The following is a 15,621-nucleotide window of genomic DNA, read 5'->3' on the forward strand; positions in this document are numbered from 1 at the left end:
AATATTAAACGTGTAGTTCATGAGGTGTAGTGTATATTGGGATATTAGGGATAAATAATTAAAGGGGTGATAACAATGACTGAAGTAAAGGGTAAAACAGCTAATGAATCAAGGGTGTTTAAAACGAGTCGAGTATTTCCAACGGATTTAAATGATCATAACACGCTATTTGGTGGAAAGATATTGGCGGAGATGGATATGGTTGCTTCAATTTCAGCAACGAGACACTCGAGAATGGAATGTGTCACAGCGTCTATGGATTGGGTAGATTTCTTACATCCAGTACGTTCTTCAGATTGTGTTAGTTATGAATCTTTCGTAATTTGGACGGGAAGAACTTCTATGGAGATATTTGTGAAAGTAGTAGCAGAAGATTTAATTTCAGGTAAAAAACGTGTAGCAGCAACCTCATTCGTTACTTTTGTTGCGCTTAGTAAGGAGAATAATCCAGTTCCTGTACCGCGTGTTATCCCTGAGACAGAAGAGGAGAAAGAATTGCATCGAATTGCTGTGTTACGTGCAGAACAGCGCCATATTCGTAAGGAAGAGAGTAAGAAGGTAGCTACACTGCTAACTTTTTGATGTAAAATACTTTCCTAGTGGTACTATTTTGTAATAGGTTAGGAGATTTTTGAAATGAAAAGCGGACACCTAAAAATAGGTGTCCGCTTTTATAGTTTTTTCATCCCCATATCGTACTACAATAACTGCTTAGCAGAAGCAAGCAGCACCGACGATAATTAAGAGGATAAATAATACGACTAGTAGCGCAAATCCATTACCATGTGCGAAGCCCATTGTTATTTCCTCCTTTTATTTTAAGATACAACATACAATATGCAGATGAGCTCCTGTTTGATATGGACGTATATCATGCAATGACATATTTTTTGTATGATAATGTTTTAAAAAAGGAAAGATATAGGAATAACAGTAGTTAGAGAAAGGAACGTATCCATGAAGCGCTTTTTAATTGTAATAATTTGTTTTATAGGTGTATTCATATGGATGAACGTTGATGTGGAAATGGGGAAGAAAATGGCTAGTGGATATGAATTAGAAAAAATCCGATCAGGGGATTTTCAAGTATATACGAACGGTGATGAGTTATATAAAAGTTTATTTGAGGATATAAATCGTGCAGAAAAGAATGTGTATGTTCATTTTTATATTGTAGGAAAAGATGAAGTAAGCCAAAAGTTTTTACAGTTATTAGAGAAAAAAGCATCTAGCGGAGTAGATGTGAAATTGTCAGTAGACCGCATTGGCGGATATAAGCTTAAGAAAAAGATAATTAATCAATTAAAAGAAAAAGGCGTGAAGTTTACATTTAGTAAAAAACCTAAATTAAAAAACTTATTTTATTCTTTGCATCAACGTAATCATAGACGCATTGTTACTATAGATGGGAAAGTTTCGTACATTGGTGGCTTCAATATCGGAAAGGAATATCTTGGACAGGATCCTAAATTTGGTCCGTGGCGTGATTATCATGTACGCATCGAAGGGAATGGAGCTACTGATATGGAACGGAAGTTTGCGGAAGACTGGCAAGAAGATACGGGAGAAAAGTTTCCTATACACCAAGAGTTACCTGTACAAGGAAATGTAAAATATCAATACGTATTTTCGAATGGAAAAGGTTTATGGAAGGAGTATGGAGCGTTTTTAAAGAAGGCAAAACATTCTTTAATTATCGCTACACCATATTTTGTACCGAGTAAAGAAATGGTGAAGGGGTTGAAAGATGCATTAAATCGTGGTGTCCATGTAAAAATCCTCGTCCCATTTAAAAGTGATGCAGTATTGCTAAAACAGGCTGCCTATCCTTATTTGAAAGACATGTTAGATGCTGGAGCGGAGATTTATCAATATCGAAATGGATTTTTTCATGGGAAAGTAACAATCATCGATGAGGAAATGGTTGATATTGGTACAGCAAATTTTGATAATAGAAGTTTTTACTTAAATAACGAATCTAACTGTTTCATATATGATAAGACAGTCGTTGCTGACGTATGGAATCGATTAAAAGAAGACTTTCATAAATCAAAACGATTTTCTGAAGAAGATTTTGAGAAAATTAGTAGATGGGATTGGTTTCTAGCAAGAATATCAAATGTTATCGCATCATATTTATAGTATAGAGATGAAATAGGAAGGGAGGCGCTTTAATGGATTGTATGAAAGAATTGATGACATATAGTTACACACTTATATATAAAGTTGGAGAATACACGAGCAAGGTTCGAGATGAAGAATTAAAGGATATATTACAGCATCATTTGCCGTATATGTTACAAGCATATAATGAACAAGTGAATTTTCAAGAAGGAGAAAATATACAACATATAACTTGTAAACAAATGTGGCCGGAATTTACTGAAATGGATAGGGAAACAGATAATGAGTGTACAGGGGATATTGGGATTGCTATTTGTTATATTTCACATTTGAAACGATTAGCATTAAAGTTTGCTCAAGTTGCAGTGGAAGTTGCGAACCCAGAGTTTCGTTCTTTCTTGGAAAATTGTTTTGTGAAAATGAATCGTTATGCTTATAGTGTTTGGCAATATGTTGTGAAGAAGGAATATAAAATTAAACATTTATATGAAAATGAAAGTGAAAGTGAGAAGTTTGCGTGAAAAACTAAGACGGAATGAAAGGCGTCTTAGTTTTTTTATGTCTAATGAAAGGCTCAATTAGAAGAATTGAGAAAAACCAGTTGTGTTATCGGAATATTTACAAAAGTTTACAATATCTTTACTGTTTTTAAATCTTCCCTTTAAAAAAAAGAGTAATATGGGATTGTACATATTCTATCAAAGGGAGGAAACGCAAATGAACAAATGGGTTAAGTCATTAACTGCTATGGCACTTGCAAGTTCTTTATTAATGGTAGGTTGTAGTAAAGATGAGGATAAAAAGAAAGAGGATGACACAACTTCGCAGCAAGATGAAAAGAAAGATAAAGAAACAAGTGGAACAGAAAAATCTTCTGATTCGAAAGAAAAGAAATAAATAATAGAGCTTCCTCACATAAACGAGGAAGCTTTTTTGTTGTATATTTGTATGTATTAGGGAAAAATAGAGAGAAAGAACTGAAGAGGGGATAATATATGAAAGTATGCATATTAGGAGCGACAGGTAGAGTAGGATCACACATTATGAAATTGGCATTACAAGATTCATATGAAGTAACGGTATTAGTTCGTGATTTGAGTAGAGTGGAAACAGAGCATGAAAGGTTGCAAGTTATTAAGGGAAATGTATTAAGCGGAGATGATATAAAGGAAGCGATTAAAGGATGTGATATTGTAATTAGTGCTCTTGGAACTGATCGGAATGGGACGTTAGAGAAGAGTGTACCGATTATTATAAAGCAAATGGAAGAAGAGGGCATAAAGAAAATTGTTACAATAGGAACTGCTGGTATTTTACAAGCACGAACAAACCCAAGTATATATCGTTTCCAATCAAAAGAATCGAAAAGAAAAATGACAACAGCTGCGGAAGATCACTTAGCTGCTTATGAAGCGCTGAATAATAGTAAACTATGTTGGACTGTTGTTTGTCCGACGCATTTAATAGATGGTGATGTAACCGGTGTATATCGAACTGAACAAGATATGTTGCCAACAGATGGATCGAAAATCACAGTTGGTGATACAGCTCAGTTTACATGGAGTTTACGTAATAAAAGCTTATACGAGAAAAGCCGAGTAGGTATTTCATATTAAAAAACCATCCCAAAATAGGGATGGCTAAAAAATGATATAGCATACAAAGATGATAATCATAATGATTTGGAGAATGGCTTTGGCTACTGTACTACTTAAAAAACCGACAACAGTTGCAATTCCGACTAAAAGGGCGTCTTTTGGCGCCTTTTTATGCATTAGTTCCGTAATAAATACAGATAAGAACGGTATGATAATAAGCCCGAATGGTGGGAAGAAGAACGATCCGACAATGATAGAAACCATACCAACACGTTCGCCCGATTTTGTACTTCCGTATTTTTTTAGGAAGTATCCATTTGCAATAAAGTCAGCAACGAAAATGAAGAGTGTAAAAATGACTTGAATAATCCAAAAAGATGTCGTTAACTCTCCGCCGTTTATTCCAAAATGATAAATGAAATAGCCAGCCCATACGGCAAGGATGCCAGGGATAATGGGGTATATAAAGGCAAGAAATGAAACAATGAAACAAGCAATGATACAAATTGTTAGTAAAACAGTCACTTTATAGCTCCTTTGTAGTATCTAATTTATGTACAGCAATCTTTTTAATTTGATGCCCATCAAGTTCTAATGCTTTAAATTGAAAACCATCATATTCAACTGAATAGCCAGCCTCAATATTTAAATCAATTGATTGAGAGAGAAGCCAACCACCAATTGTATCTAAATCACTTTCATCGATATGTAGGCCAAACATATCATTTACTTCAGAAATGAGTACTTTCCCATCTAAAACAGTAAGCCTAGGAGTACGCTTTTCAATCATTGGTGATTCGTCTGCGTCAAATTCATCTTGAATTTCTCCGATAATTTCTTCAAGAATATCCTCCATCGTTAAAAGGCCAGCAGTTCCGCCGTATTCATCCATAACAATCGCCATTTGTACGCGGTTCTTTTGGAGGTGTATTAACGTTTTACGAATGGGAACTGTTTCAAATACAGTTAAAACAGGATGTATGTAGGCATCAAGTGGTTTGTAAATGCCTTTTGTTTGATTATGAAAAATCTCTTTCGTATTTATCATTCCGATAATATCATCTTTATCCTTTTCAATAATAGGATAACGTGTATACTTTTCAGTTGCAACGATTTTCATATTTTCTTCTAACGTATTTTCAGTAGATAAACAAACCATTTCAGTTCTAGGTACCATAATTTCTTTAGCAACACGATCATCAAATTCAAAAATATTATTTACATATTTATATTCGGTTTGATTAATTTCGCCGCTTTTATAGCTTTCACCTAAAATGAGTCGTAGTTCTTCTTCGGAATGGGCAAGTTCATTTTCTTTCGCAGGCTCTAAACCGAGTAATTTTGTGAAAAATATAGCTGCACTATTGAGAAGCCAAATGAACGGATACATAATTTTATCAAATAAAATAAGTGGTTTTGCAAATTTTAATGTGATTGCTTCAGCTTTTTGGATTGCGAAAGACTTAGGAACTAACTCGCCTAATACAACATGGAAAAAAGTAATCACACTAAAAGCAATAATAAAGGATAACGTGTTAGCCATTGTTCCAGTAATATTGATTTTTTCAAATAGTGGTCGCAGTAAATGTTCCACAGTTGGTTCACCAAGCCAACCAAGTCCTAAAGAGGTGATAGTAATGCCAAGCTGACAAGCGGATAAATAAACGTCTAAGTTAGATAAAACGCTTCTTGCAGCTAATGCTTGTTTATTACCTTCATTAGCAAGCTGGTCAATTCGACTTTTTCGTACTTTTACGACAGCGAATTCTGAAGCAACGAAAAAACCAGAAATAAGGATAAGTATAAAGATGAGAAAAATATTTAATATGTCCAAGTGTGTTCTTTATTCCTAATTTGGAATAAAGATGTCACCTCCTGTAATTATGTTATACTTTTATAATAAATCCAAATGAAAAGATTAGTCAAAGAAAATGGGTAAATAATGGTAGGTTTCTATAGTAGTTTTTTAATTTGCTGTTATTTTGTCCTCTATATAATAGGAATAACCGTCTACTTTTAATTTAAGTAGACGGTTATTCTATGTTATGGTTTCGAAATACTTCTAGTTAAAGTATACGTGTTTTGTTTAGAGTGGTTTGTTGTCCATAAAGCTTGGAGAAACGATAAGATGCTATATGGAATATAAAGTAGTAATAAACCAATTGTGACAACTATAGGTGCATTTCTACCAAATTGGACGATAAATTGTAATAGTCCGTTTGTATGAAAAATACATTCCATAAAAACGAATGAAAGAATAATGGAACTCAAAATAGATTTATGATTGGAAGTAAGCGCAATAAATAACGTATCAACAAGGAAAGATGAATTTTTTATTTCGTATTCATTAGTAGTATTTAAGAACGGTAGCCATTTTTTAATTGCTTGCATAACGATTATCATAGAAGTGCTACATACGATGATAAAAGAAGAGAAGAAAGGAACCTTCATGAATTCCGCGATGTAGAGTAGTAGTAATAGTACTGAACATTGTAATATCACAGTACCAAAAGAATATGGTATCCAGCGCAATAAGGAAGTGCACTTTCTTACTGATCTCGGTGCTTTTAAAAATAGATGACCGATCCCTAAACTAATAAAGAAACCGATTACAAGAGTGAATGTGAAACGAACGATTGATAAAAAATATATTTCCCATATGTAGGGGAATAGTGGTGACGAATGGCTAGAAGTATGTATCATATTTTGTGTATTTATAATCTGATTTGCTGAGAAAAGGATAGGTTCATGCATCCAATCGATTCTTGGAATTGAAATAGAAAAAAGTTGTGCAAAGTTATGAAAAATGCTAATAAATCCAGTTGTGTAAGAGTAATTATGTGTAATAAATAATGCTGGAAGGGGACTTATGACAAAAATAATAAAAACACCAACTATAAATTTACATATATGTGAGCGCAATAAGGACATATAACCACCTACTCTTAGAATATTCAGAAAATTCTTATTCTTATTTTAGCTTTTTTCAGGGGAAGTTACAATATATTTTTCTTTACGTATTGGTATATGGATAGTTTTAAATTATTTTTAGAAATTTATTTTATGTGTGGGATATAAAGCAGGAGAGGGTATATAACAGCATCCATACAAAAAACGTGAACAGTTTAGCATTTTCACGTTTTTTGTATGGGATGAATGAAAAGAAATGTAGGTAAATGTCGAAAGGATTAAATTGATTTTTCAAATTGGAAAGTGATACCATAAAGTTAAACAGTGTTTAAATCATTGTTTAATCGATAAATTCTAGAGGGGGAGATAAGTTGGGGGGAAATGAAAACATATCAACGAAAGAAAAGATTTTAAATACAACCTTGGAGTTAATTAAAAACGAAGGTTTTGAAAGGGTAACGATAAGGAAAATTGCATCATTGTCAGATGTAAATATCGCGCTTGTAAATTACCATTTTGGTTCAAAAGAAAAGTTGATTAGTGAGGCGATTAAAGTTTTGTTAATTAGCTTCCAAGGCACTTTTTCTATTTTAGATGATATTACAGTACCAGCGAAAGAAAGATTAAAAATATTTTTATTTGATTATGTACTAGTAATTCGGCAATATCCTGAGTTAGTCAGGAAGATTATTGCAATGGGAACTACGGTATTTACATCTCAATACGAATATGGAGATTTTTTGAAGAGGCTAGGTTTTAGTAAAGTGAAGAATATTTTGAGCGAAATAACAAATGAAGCGGATCAGGAAATTTTAATGATGATGACAGTGCAAATATTTGGATCCATTTTTCTTCCAGCATTAATGATGCCAATTCTTGAATCAGGAGCAGATATCAGAGTACTGCCTATAGAAAAACAGATTGATTTCCTATTTGAACGCTATTTTTATAAAAATTGAGATAGTGGGTGATAGAGATGGTTAGTTTCTTTAGAAAGCATTGGTATGATATAGGGTTAGTTGTGGCTATTGTTGTCGTTGTTTGTTTAGTCGCGAATTTGGGAGAAATAAGTGAAATAAAAGTACTGTTAGCGTTAAGTTTTGTAGCCATTTTAGTGCATCAATTTGAAGAGTATCGTTGGCCAGGTTATTTCGCTGGTCTGTTTAATGTAGTTATATTTAAAAGTGATATACCAGATCGCTATCCATTAAATACGCAATCTGCTATGGTAATAAATATTTTGATTGCGTATGTTTTTTATTTACTTCCGGTTTTCTTTCAAAATATAATATGGCTTGGGATGGCACCTATTTTAATGGGTTTTTTTCAATTCATATGGCATGGTATTTTTGCGAATATAAAAGCTAAAACAATATACAATCCGGGATTAGGTGCGGTTGTATTACTACATGTTCCGATTGGTTATGCATATATGAGATATGTTCTTTTACACAATCTGGCTACAAATTTGGATTGGATATTAGGGCTGATCTATTTTCTAGTAGCTACCTATTTTTTAATTATAAAAGGAAATATGTTAATGAAAAGTAAGGAGACAAATCATTATTTTTCTAAAAAGCAATTAGGTCCGTACAATGATGTAGTAAAGTGATCCAGAATGCAGAAGGGATTTTTGATGCTGAAGAGAGTACAAGTGAATGATTCATGAATAAATTATGACGAAAAAATGAATAATTTTCAGAAAAATAAAATAATATATTTATTTTTTTCTGAAAATATAATATAGTTATGGCACAGAAAGTATTTTAGCATAAGGAGGCTTTTTTATGAGGATTAAAGGGAATTATGTGCCAAAGAGGGAAGTTTTGTTTTGCTCAAGTTCAATTACGATAAGGGAAACGCTGGAACATTTAAATAAAACGGGGTATCGTTGTGTACCAGTTTTAGATGAAAAAAAGAGAAGTTTTTAGGGAATGTATATAAAGTAGATATTTTAGAATATAAAGGTTCACTTGAAGATAATGTATTACAATTATTGAACGATAAAAATGGGTACGTGAGAGAAGACTCTTCCTTCTTTAAAGTATTTTTTACAATTAAAAAACTACCGTATTTATCAGTAGTTGATGAAAAAGGGGTCTTCCTTGGTATTTTAACTCATAAAAAAGTTTTTGAACTATTAGAAGATGCATGGGGAGTCCATTCTAGTAAATATTCTGTCATGATTGGAACACAAGATTATAATGGGGCCATTCAAAAATTATCGACAGTGCTAAAGAAATACACTGGTATTCAAAGCTTAATGACTTTTGATAATGATGCTTTATTAGTACGTAGAATAATGTTTACATTGGGAGAAGAGTTTGAAGATAGTGAATTAGAAACATTGCTAAAGGATTTAGAAGATCATGGATTTAGAGTGGTGTATGTTGAAGAGATGAAAAATCCACGTGAAGTTGAAACGATAGACTAACAAGTAAAGCCATCTTATTTTTGATGGCTTTTACTTTCTTTCACATAAAGATATCTAAATATAATAAAATATATGAATCGTAAATTTTAAAAAATATTTGTGTAATAGAATAAATAAAGGAAGTATATGTAGATAATTTTGATTTTCAAAAAAATCAAATTGAAAATATGTTTTTATTTTTCAACTAAATATGTTACTATATGTGTGATAAAAACAAAGAGGTCTGACAACTAAACTCCACGTTATACCACTCTGATGAGTTAAATTTTCAAAAAAATCAAAAATTAATAATTAGAGTAAGAATAAGGGGAATGGAGAAATTATGGAGAAAGACACTGCTTTGTAAGGGGCATATTTTATCATCTTGAGCAGAGAGGAGGATGCATAGCATATTGTGAAAAGAGATATAAACAATGAAAAAGTGCTATGCAAATGAAAAGCATGAAGGGACGTTTAAGGCCAGGTGATACGGTAGCGATTGGTTTAATGTTATTTGCACTATTTTTAGGAGCAGGAAATTTAATTTTCCCGCCAGTTTTAGGTCAACAAGCAGGAGAAAATGTTTGGATTGCTACAATTGGATTCCTTGTAACGGGAGTCGGATTACCCCTATTAGCTGTAACAGCTGTCGCGTTTGTAGAGGGGGACTTGAAAGCGCTATCTTCTAGAGTTCACCCTATATTTGCGTTTATTTTCCCATTGATTAGTTATTTAGCGATTGGACCATTTTTCGCGATTCCGCGTACTGGAGCTGTTTCATTTGAAATGGGTATGAAGCCATTTCTATCAGAGACAATGGTTTCTGAGTGGTACATGCTATTTCTTTTCACTATAGTTTTCTTCGGAATAACGTGGTATTTATCATTAAATCCATCTAAATTAGTGGATTGGTTCGGGAAATTTCTTACACCATTGTTAGTATTGATTGTTGCTGTTATTGTCGGAAAAGCAATTATTGATCCAATTGGAGAACCGGCTGCACCTTTAGCTGCTTATAAAGAGAATGCTTTCTTTGGTGGATTTATTCAAGGATATTTAACGATGGATGCGATTAGTGCACTTGTGTTTGGGATTGTTGTTGTACAAGTTATTCGCTCAAAAGGGATAAAAGAGAGCGGACAAATCGCAAAAATAACAGTTGTATCAGGGGTTATTGCTGTATTAGGCTTAACGTTAATATATTTATCACTTGCATATCTCGGATCTACAAGTACATCACTTGGTGTGTCGGAGAACGGTGGTCTTATTTTAACGAATGTTGTAAATGAGTTATATGGAACAAGTGGCAAAATTTTATTAGGACTTGTAATTATACTCGCTTGTTTAACAACTTCTGTTGGATTAACATCTGCGTGTGCTGGCTTCTTTACAAACTTATTCCCAAAACTTTCGCATAAAACGATTGTAACTATGGTATGTGTATTTAGTTTAATTGTATCTAACCTAGGGTTAACACAATTGATCACAGTAACATTACCAGTGTTAATGATCATTTATCCAGTTGCAATTGTATTAATCGTTCTTTCATATTTCCATAAATGGATAGGGAAGCGTAATACAATATATATTGGAGCTATTTTAGGTGCGTTGTTAATTAGTTTCTTTAACGGTTTAGAAAGTGCGAACATTAAAATTGATGCGATTTCTAATGTGCTACAAATGTTACCATTATATAAAGAAGGAATAGGATGGCTAATCCCATCATGTATTGGCGGGATTCTCGGTTTCTTCTTCTATAAATCAAATGAATTAAGTGAATTACAAAAGAAAGGTGCTTAGGCGCCTTTCTTTTTTTAAAGGGGATTTTTGTATTTTGTCTAAGTAATAATTGGGAGGAATGATAAAATGGCTAATTTTGAAGATTTTTTAACTTTTGATGTAAGAATTGGAACAGTAACACAGGCAGAGGAATTTAAAGAAGCGAGAGTGCCAGCGATTAAACTAGAAATTGATTTTGGGGAGCTTGGGGTCAAGCAGTCAAGTGCTCAAATTACGAAGAGATATAATCCAGAAGACTTAATCGGTCAGCAAATTGTTGCTGTTGTAAATTTTCCGCCAAAGCGTGTGGCAGGATTTAAATCGGAAGTGCTTGTATTGGGTGGTGTTCCTGAAGCTGGTGATGTTGTGTTGCTTCAGCCTAATATGGAATTGCCAAATGGAACGAAAATTAGTTAGTGTGAAGGTAGGGGTAAACATGGATATCGGACGAGAATATTTACAATGTGCCATTTCGAATTTCAAGGCAACACAAAAACAAGGAGAACGTGTACTATCTCAATTATCTTATGAACAGATAATGTGGTCTGCTCAGGAAGAGACAAATAGTATCGCGATTATTATTAAACATTTACATGGTAATATGCGTTCAAGATGGACGGAATTTTTAACGTCTGATGGCGAAAAAATAGATCGTAACCGAGATGGTGAATTTGAAGGTGGCTACAATTCAAAACAAGAAGCGCTTGCTGCGTGGCAAGAAGGGTGGGAGTATGTCTTTAAAACGATGGATACTTTAACAGCAGAGCAGATTTTGCAGAAAGTATACATTCGCGGAGAAGAACACACTGTCATGCAAGCGATCGAAAGGCAAATTTCTCATTATGCTTTACATATTGGACAAATCATTTACATTGGTAAAATGTTAAAAGAAAATGAATGGGAGTGTTTAAGCATTCCTAGAGGTCAATCTACTAGTTATTTACAGAAAAAACGTTCAACGTAATAATAGGAAAGAAACCGATATAAAATAGGAAGCAAAAAAATAAGCCAATTGATAGAGGGTTCCGTGAACATTAGAATGCTGCCAGCAATAAGCCCATATGTAATAAGAAAGAAACCAAAGAGTGTATTTATAGGAATAAAACGTGAGACAAATAATTGCTGATTTTTGAAACAAGTGTTGTGAAACAAATAAAAGCGGAAATGCCATGTAGAGGTAATAAGATCTTTCCTTCTCGTTATTCTTTTTTTGCATTTATGACAGATGAATGGTGGCTGCATTTCATTACGCTCCATTTTTTATATTTGTAATAATGTAAGACAAAAGTAAGTATAAAGTGTATGTTCCTATATACGCTCCTGCAATAAGGAAAAATGGATTCAGTAAAATTCCATGAATGCTTGTCATGAAAACTAAATTTTGTATTAAAACATCATATATATTAATAGAAATAATTGTCCCGAGTACATACAGTGCTAAGTATGCGGAAATATGTAGCACAATACGAATTTTAGGATGTAAAGCAAACAAATAAAAAATAAATGATAAGACGATTGGTAATGTTCCTATTAGTAGCTTCAATTCATTTCACCTCATTAACAATATAGCCGGAATTTAAGCGGTCTATTCTCTAGAGCTTGTACATAACTTGAAATAGAGAGGGTGATAGTATGAATCGAGGCTTTTTTTACGTGAAATTAACAAGTGTACGCAAGTTAATTATATTTATTATTACTACGGTATTAGCGACTTTCTTTCTTATTAGTGTAATGGTAACTTCCATGAAAGAGACAAAGTCAACGTATTTATATAATTGGTTAAATGAGTTATCAATGAATGGTTACATGTACGTTATTGGGAAAGAGAATCATTATTTTACACAGGAGTACCGGAATTTGAATCAAGACTTTTCTATTTCTTCATTCCTCTTTTCGATGGCTACGAATATTCGTTTTGATGATGTACGTAGTTTTGTTGGGAAAGAACTTCCGGGATTTGGGAAATATGATACAGAAATCGTTATAGCAGGTGAAGGAACAAATTATTCCAACTTACCGATAGAATCGAGTGTTCCTCTTGAAGAAGTAGTGAAAGAACGGACTGGAGAAGCTGGACAAGTTCCTAAGCCTGATCCGAATAAAGAGAAGAAACAACCAGCTCAAACGACTGGAAAAAGACAAGTTGCATTGATTTATCATTCACATAGCTGGGAATCTTATTTGCCGTTACTTAACTTAACGAATGATCCAAATCCAAATAAAGCAACGAGTTCTGTAACGAATATTTCAATAGTTGGCGATCGATTGCGAGAACAGTTAGAAAGTGAAGGGATCGGTGCTACTAACGATAAAACTGATGTTGGTCAAAAATTAATAAGTAAAGGATTAAATAGTAATAGTTCTTATAAACTGTCACGAGAAATTGTACAAGAAGCGATGGCTGGTAATAAAGAACTCCAATATTTTTTCGATTTGCACCGTGATAGTGCACGGAAAAATGTAACAACAAAAACAATTGGAGATAAATCATATGCTAAGCTTGCTTTTGTAATTGGGAAAGGTAACAAAAACTATGAAAAAAACTTACAATTAGCAACTGCGTTACATGAGACGATTAGTAAGAAATATCCGGGAATGAGCCGTGGTGTAATTCAAAAAGGATTCCAAACAGGAAATGGAGTCTACAATCAAGACCTATCAGGACAAGCGATATTAATTGAAGTTGGCGGGGTAGATAATACAGAGGAAGAATTAAATCGATCAATTGATGCACTTGCTAAAGCATTTGGTGAATATTTTTGGCGAGCAGAAAAAGTGAATGGATAAAGTGAAATTTGAATTAGTGGTAGGCATTGCCGATGGTTATCAGCCTACATCAATTGGGGGAAAACGTAAGTGTACAGCTTACGTTTTTTATTTGTCATGAAATGAGGATGATAAGATGTCACATTATAGACATAATTTGTAATTGCTATAGTAATATCGAAATTTGTCTATTTATAATAGGAGAATTAGAAAGGGATTTTCGCAAAAATAGAGAAAATCTTTTTACAAGGAAAATTTTTAACTAACAGAATGGGTAGGGGATCAAGGTGATACGAGAGATTAGAGTAGAAGATGCAGCATCATTTTTACAATTAAGTAAGCAGTTAGACGAAGAAACGAAATTTATGTTATACGAACCAGGGGAAAGAAAAACCACAGTAGAGCAACAAGAAAAGATGGTCCACCGTTTTATAGAAAATGAATATGCAACAATATTTGTAGCAGTTGAAGATGATAGAGTAGTTGGATTTATTTTAGCCAATGGTAATGATGTTCAAAGAAAGAGACATGTGGCAGGCATTGTAATTGGTATTTTGCAAGAGTATAGTGGCCGAGGTATTGGAACGAGTTTGTTTAAAGAAGTAGAGAAGTGGGCAAGATTACATGATGTATGGCGTTTAGAATTAACGGTAATGGCCCACAATACAAGAGCTCAGGCACTATATAGCAAAATTGGATTTGAACAAGAAGGTGTCAAAAAATCTGCTCTTATCATCGATGGAAAAGGTATCGATGAGTATGAAATGGCCAAATTATTAAAATAAGAGGTCGTTATATGAAAAAAAGATGGGCACTACTTGGTATCGTAGCAATGATACTGATCATTGGAGTAGCAGGAATAAATTATAAGATGTACAAGGAGCAAGAGGCGAAGGAAGTAAATGTAAACAATATATTTCCGAAAGCTAAAGAAACGATTGCTAATATGGATGGGGATATCGCAGTCATTAGTAATCCAAGTTCGATGCTTGTACTTGTGAATAAAAATAGGCGTTTACCAGATGGGTATAGACCGCCAGATTTAGTTGTTCCGAAAGTACGTTACTCTAGTGAAGGTGATCAAGAGAAGAAAAAGATGAGGAAAGAGGCAGCGGTGGCACTTGAGGAAATGTTTCAGCAAGCCAATAATGAGCGGATTTTCCTTTTTGCAGTCTCTGGATTTAGATCTTTTGATCGACAAAAAGCATTAAATACAATGTATAAAAGACAAGATGGAGAAGCAAAGACAGCGATGTCTAGTGCAGTCCCTGGTACGAGTGAACATCAAACAGGACTAGCTATGGATATTACATCTCAATCTGCTAAATTTCAGCTAGAAACTGTTTTTGGGGAGACGAAAGAAGGAAAGTGGCTTTCTGAAAATGCCCATAAGTTTGGTTTTGTTATTAGATATACGAAAGAGAAAGAAGGGATTACCGGTTATCGTTATGAACCGTGGCATGTACGGTATGTTGGGAATCCGCAAGCTACATATTTATATGAAAACCAACTGACGATTGAAGAAGTAACGCAGTAATGAATTGAGGGGAGAGGGCTAAGATGACGATGTTATATAAGAAAAAGGTACATGCATATATTACGAGAGAAAAAGAAGGGGCTATGCAACTACTCGTTTTTAAACATCGTGATATACGAGAGGCTGGTATCCAAGTGCCAGGCGGGACGGTAGATGAAGGCGAAACGTTAGAGGCAGCAATTTTACGTGAAGTACAAGAAGAGTCAGGACTACGCCATTTTTGTATCGAGCGCTTCCTTTCTGATTACATTATTTATATGAAAGAAAAAAAGGAATATCAAAAACGTCATTTTTTCCACATTTCATTATTAACAGATGTGAAAGATACGTGGGAACATATAGTAAGTGCTGGTGAGGAAGACAAAGGTTTAGTATTTTGTTATGAGTGGGTTGATATTAACAAATGCCCTGAATTAGCAGGTAAACAAGGCGAGTTTTTACATTTGTTAGAAGAGGTATATGTAAAATAATAAAAAGGGTCTGAGGCGATATTG

General features: G+C 33.8%; 20 protein-coding genes and 1 pseudogene. 15 read left to right on the forward strand and 6 right to left on the reverse strand.

Annotated features, from left to right (window positions below; genetic code table 11):
• Positions 1-75 precede the first annotated feature (75 nt).
• A complete protein-coding gene (locus JFT95_RS08245; protein WP_193658384.1) occupies positions 76-582 on the forward strand; it encodes an acyl-CoA thioesterase in 507 nt (168 codons plus the stop codon).
• 129 nt (positions 583-711) lie between these two features.
• Here JFT95_RS08245 and JFT95_RS08250 read toward each other — a convergent pair whose 3' ends face one another.
• Positions 712-798, reverse strand: a complete 87-nt coding sequence (locus JFT95_RS08250) for a YjcZ family sporulation protein (protein ID WP_000505094.1) — start codon at positions 796-798, stop codon at positions 712-714.
• Positions 799-957: 159 nt separating this feature from the next.
• On the opposite strand from JFT95_RS08250, the gene cls reads away from it, so the two are divergent.
• The 4 genes from cls (at position 958) to JFT95_RS08270 (ending at position 3,740) form a co-directional block, all read left to right on the forward strand.
• Positions 958-2,142, forward strand: a complete 1,185-nt coding sequence (cls, locus tag JFT95_RS08255; protein WP_002141405.1) for a cardiolipin synthase — start codon at positions 958-960, stop codon at positions 2,140-2,142.
• A gap of 32 nt (positions 2,143-2,174) precedes the next feature.
• Positions 2,175-2,645, forward strand: a complete 471-nt coding sequence (locus JFT95_RS08260; protein WP_012260778.1) for a spore coat protein — start codon at positions 2,175-2,177, stop codon at positions 2,643-2,645.
• Between the two features lie 196 nt (positions 2,646-2,841).
• Positions 2,842-3,021, forward strand: a complete 180-nt coding sequence (locus JFT95_RS08265) for a hypothetical protein (RefSeq protein ID WP_002086048.1) — start codon at positions 2,842-2,844, stop codon at positions 3,019-3,021.
• 98 nt (positions 3,022-3,119) lie between these two features.
• Positions 3,120-3,740: an NAD(P)-dependent oxidoreductase gene (locus tag JFT95_RS08270; protein WP_002086047.1), complete on the forward strand. Its 621-nt coding sequence runs from the start codon at positions 3,120-3,122 to the stop codon at positions 3,738-3,740.
• A gap of 24 nt (positions 3,741-3,764) precedes the next feature.
• Here JFT95_RS08270 and JFT95_RS08275 read toward each other — a convergent pair whose 3' ends face one another.
• The 3 genes from JFT95_RS08275 to JFT95_RS08285 all read right to left on the reverse strand — a co-directional run bounded on the left by JFT95_RS08275 (position 3,765) and on the right by JFT95_RS08285 (position 6,653).
• Positions 3,765-4,247, reverse strand: coding sequence for a DUF456 domain-containing protein (locus JFT95_RS08275; RefSeq protein ID WP_000217328.1), 483 nt, complete (start codon positions 4,245-4,247; stop codon positions 3,765-3,767).
• Position 4,248: 1 nt separating this feature from the next.
• Positions 4,249-5,556 carry a hemolysin family protein gene (locus tag JFT95_RS08280; RefSeq protein WP_002086044.1) on the reverse strand — a complete coding sequence of 436 codons (1,308 nt, stop codon included), beginning with the start codon at positions 5,554-5,556 and terminating at the stop codon, positions 4,249-4,251.
• 209 nt (positions 5,557-5,765) lie between these two features.
• Complete coding sequence (locus JFT95_RS08285; protein ID WP_201051943.1) at positions 5,766-6,653, reverse strand: hypothetical protein; 888 nt, start codon at positions 6,651-6,653, stop codon at positions 5,766-5,768.
• Positions 6,654-7,003: 350 nt separating this feature from the next.
• Here JFT95_RS08285 and JFT95_RS08290 point away from each other — a divergent pair, with 350 nt between their 5' ends.
• The 6 genes and pseudogenes from JFT95_RS08290 to JFT95_RS08315 all read left to right on the forward strand — a co-directional run bounded on the left by JFT95_RS08290 (position 7,004) and on the right by JFT95_RS08315 (position 11,788).
• A complete protein-coding gene (locus JFT95_RS08290) occupies positions 7,004-7,591 on the forward strand; it encodes a TetR/AcrR family transcriptional regulator (protein WP_002012456.1) in 588 nt (195 codons plus the stop codon).
• 8 nt (positions 7,592-7,599) lie between these two features.
• A complete protein-coding gene (locus tag JFT95_RS08295; RefSeq protein WP_201051945.1) occupies positions 7,600-8,244 on the forward strand; it encodes an HXXEE domain-containing protein in 645 nt (214 codons plus the stop codon).
• 175 nt (positions 8,245-8,419) lie between these two features.
• Positions 8,420-9,066 (forward strand): annotated as a pseudogene (cbpA, locus tag JFT95_RS08300) (cyclic di-AMP binding protein CbpA).
• Positions 9,067-9,507: 441 nt separating this feature from the next.
• The gene (gene brnQ4 / locus JFT95_RS08305) at positions 9,508-10,845 is read left to right on the forward strand and encodes a branched-chain amino acid transport system II carrier protein BrnQ4 (RefSeq protein ID WP_394818273.1); all 1,338 of its coding nucleotides are present in this window, start codon (positions 9,508-9,510) and stop codon (positions 10,843-10,845) included.
• 66 nt (positions 10,846-10,911) lie between these two features.
• Complete coding sequence (csaA, locus tag JFT95_RS08310; RefSeq protein WP_001263027.1) at positions 10,912-11,241, forward strand: chaperone CsaA; 330 nt, start codon at positions 10,912-10,914, stop codon at positions 11,239-11,241.
• Positions 11,222-11,788 (forward strand): DUF1572 domain-containing protein, encoded by a 567-nt coding sequence (locus JFT95_RS08315; protein ID WP_002193071.1) that lies wholly within the window; start codon positions 11,222-11,224, stop codon positions 11,786-11,788. The genes csaA and JFT95_RS08315 overlap by 20 nt, the downstream gene beginning before the upstream one ends.
• Here the strand turns inward: JFT95_RS08315 and JFT95_RS29480 are convergent.
• Positions 11,761-12,066 (reverse strand): permease, encoded by a 306-nt coding sequence (locus tag JFT95_RS29480; RefSeq protein ID WP_078178819.1) that lies wholly within the window; start codon positions 12,064-12,066, stop codon positions 11,761-11,763. The two genes, JFT95_RS08315 and JFT95_RS29480, sit on opposite strands and share 28 nt — an antisense overlap.
• Positions 12,067-12,070: 4 nt before the next feature.
• Entirely contained in the window at positions 12,071-12,367 is a 297-nt protein-coding gene (locus tag JFT95_RS08320; protein ID WP_002012463.1) for a hypothetical protein, read from the reverse strand.
• An 89-nt stretch (positions 12,368-12,456) separates the two neighbouring features.
• Here JFT95_RS08320 and spoIIP point away from each other — a divergent pair, with 89 nt between their 5' ends.
• From spoIIP to JFT95_RS08340, 4 genes are all read left to right on the forward strand, one after another.
• Positions 12,457-13,611: a stage II sporulation protein SpoIIP gene (gene spoIIP, locus JFT95_RS08325; protein WP_201051947.1), complete on the forward strand. Its 1,155-nt coding sequence runs from the start codon at positions 12,457-12,459 to the stop codon at positions 13,609-13,611.
• Positions 13,612-13,877: 266 nt separating this feature from the next.
• The gene (locus JFT95_RS08330) at positions 13,878-14,375 is read left to right on the forward strand and encodes a GNAT family N-acetyltransferase (RefSeq protein WP_002031539.1); all 498 of its coding nucleotides are present in this window, start codon (positions 13,878-13,880) and stop codon (positions 14,373-14,375) included.
• A gap of 11 nt (positions 14,376-14,386) precedes the next feature.
• Positions 14,387-15,127 (forward strand): M15 family metallopeptidase, encoded by a 741-nt coding sequence (locus JFT95_RS08335; protein ID WP_002031537.1) that lies wholly within the window; start codon positions 14,387-14,389, stop codon positions 15,125-15,127.
• 23 nt (positions 15,128-15,150) lie between these two features.
• Positions 15,151-15,597, forward strand: coding sequence for an NUDIX hydrolase (locus JFT95_RS08340; protein ID WP_002086031.1), 447 nt, complete (start codon positions 15,151-15,153; stop codon positions 15,595-15,597).
• Positions 15,598-15,621: the final 24 nt, after the last annotated feature.

Origin of the sequence: Bacillus sp. TH17, assembly GCF_016651125.1 — a bacterium.
Lineage (GTDB): Bacteria > Bacillota > Bacilli > Bacillales > Bacillaceae_G > Bacillus_A > Bacillus_A mycoides.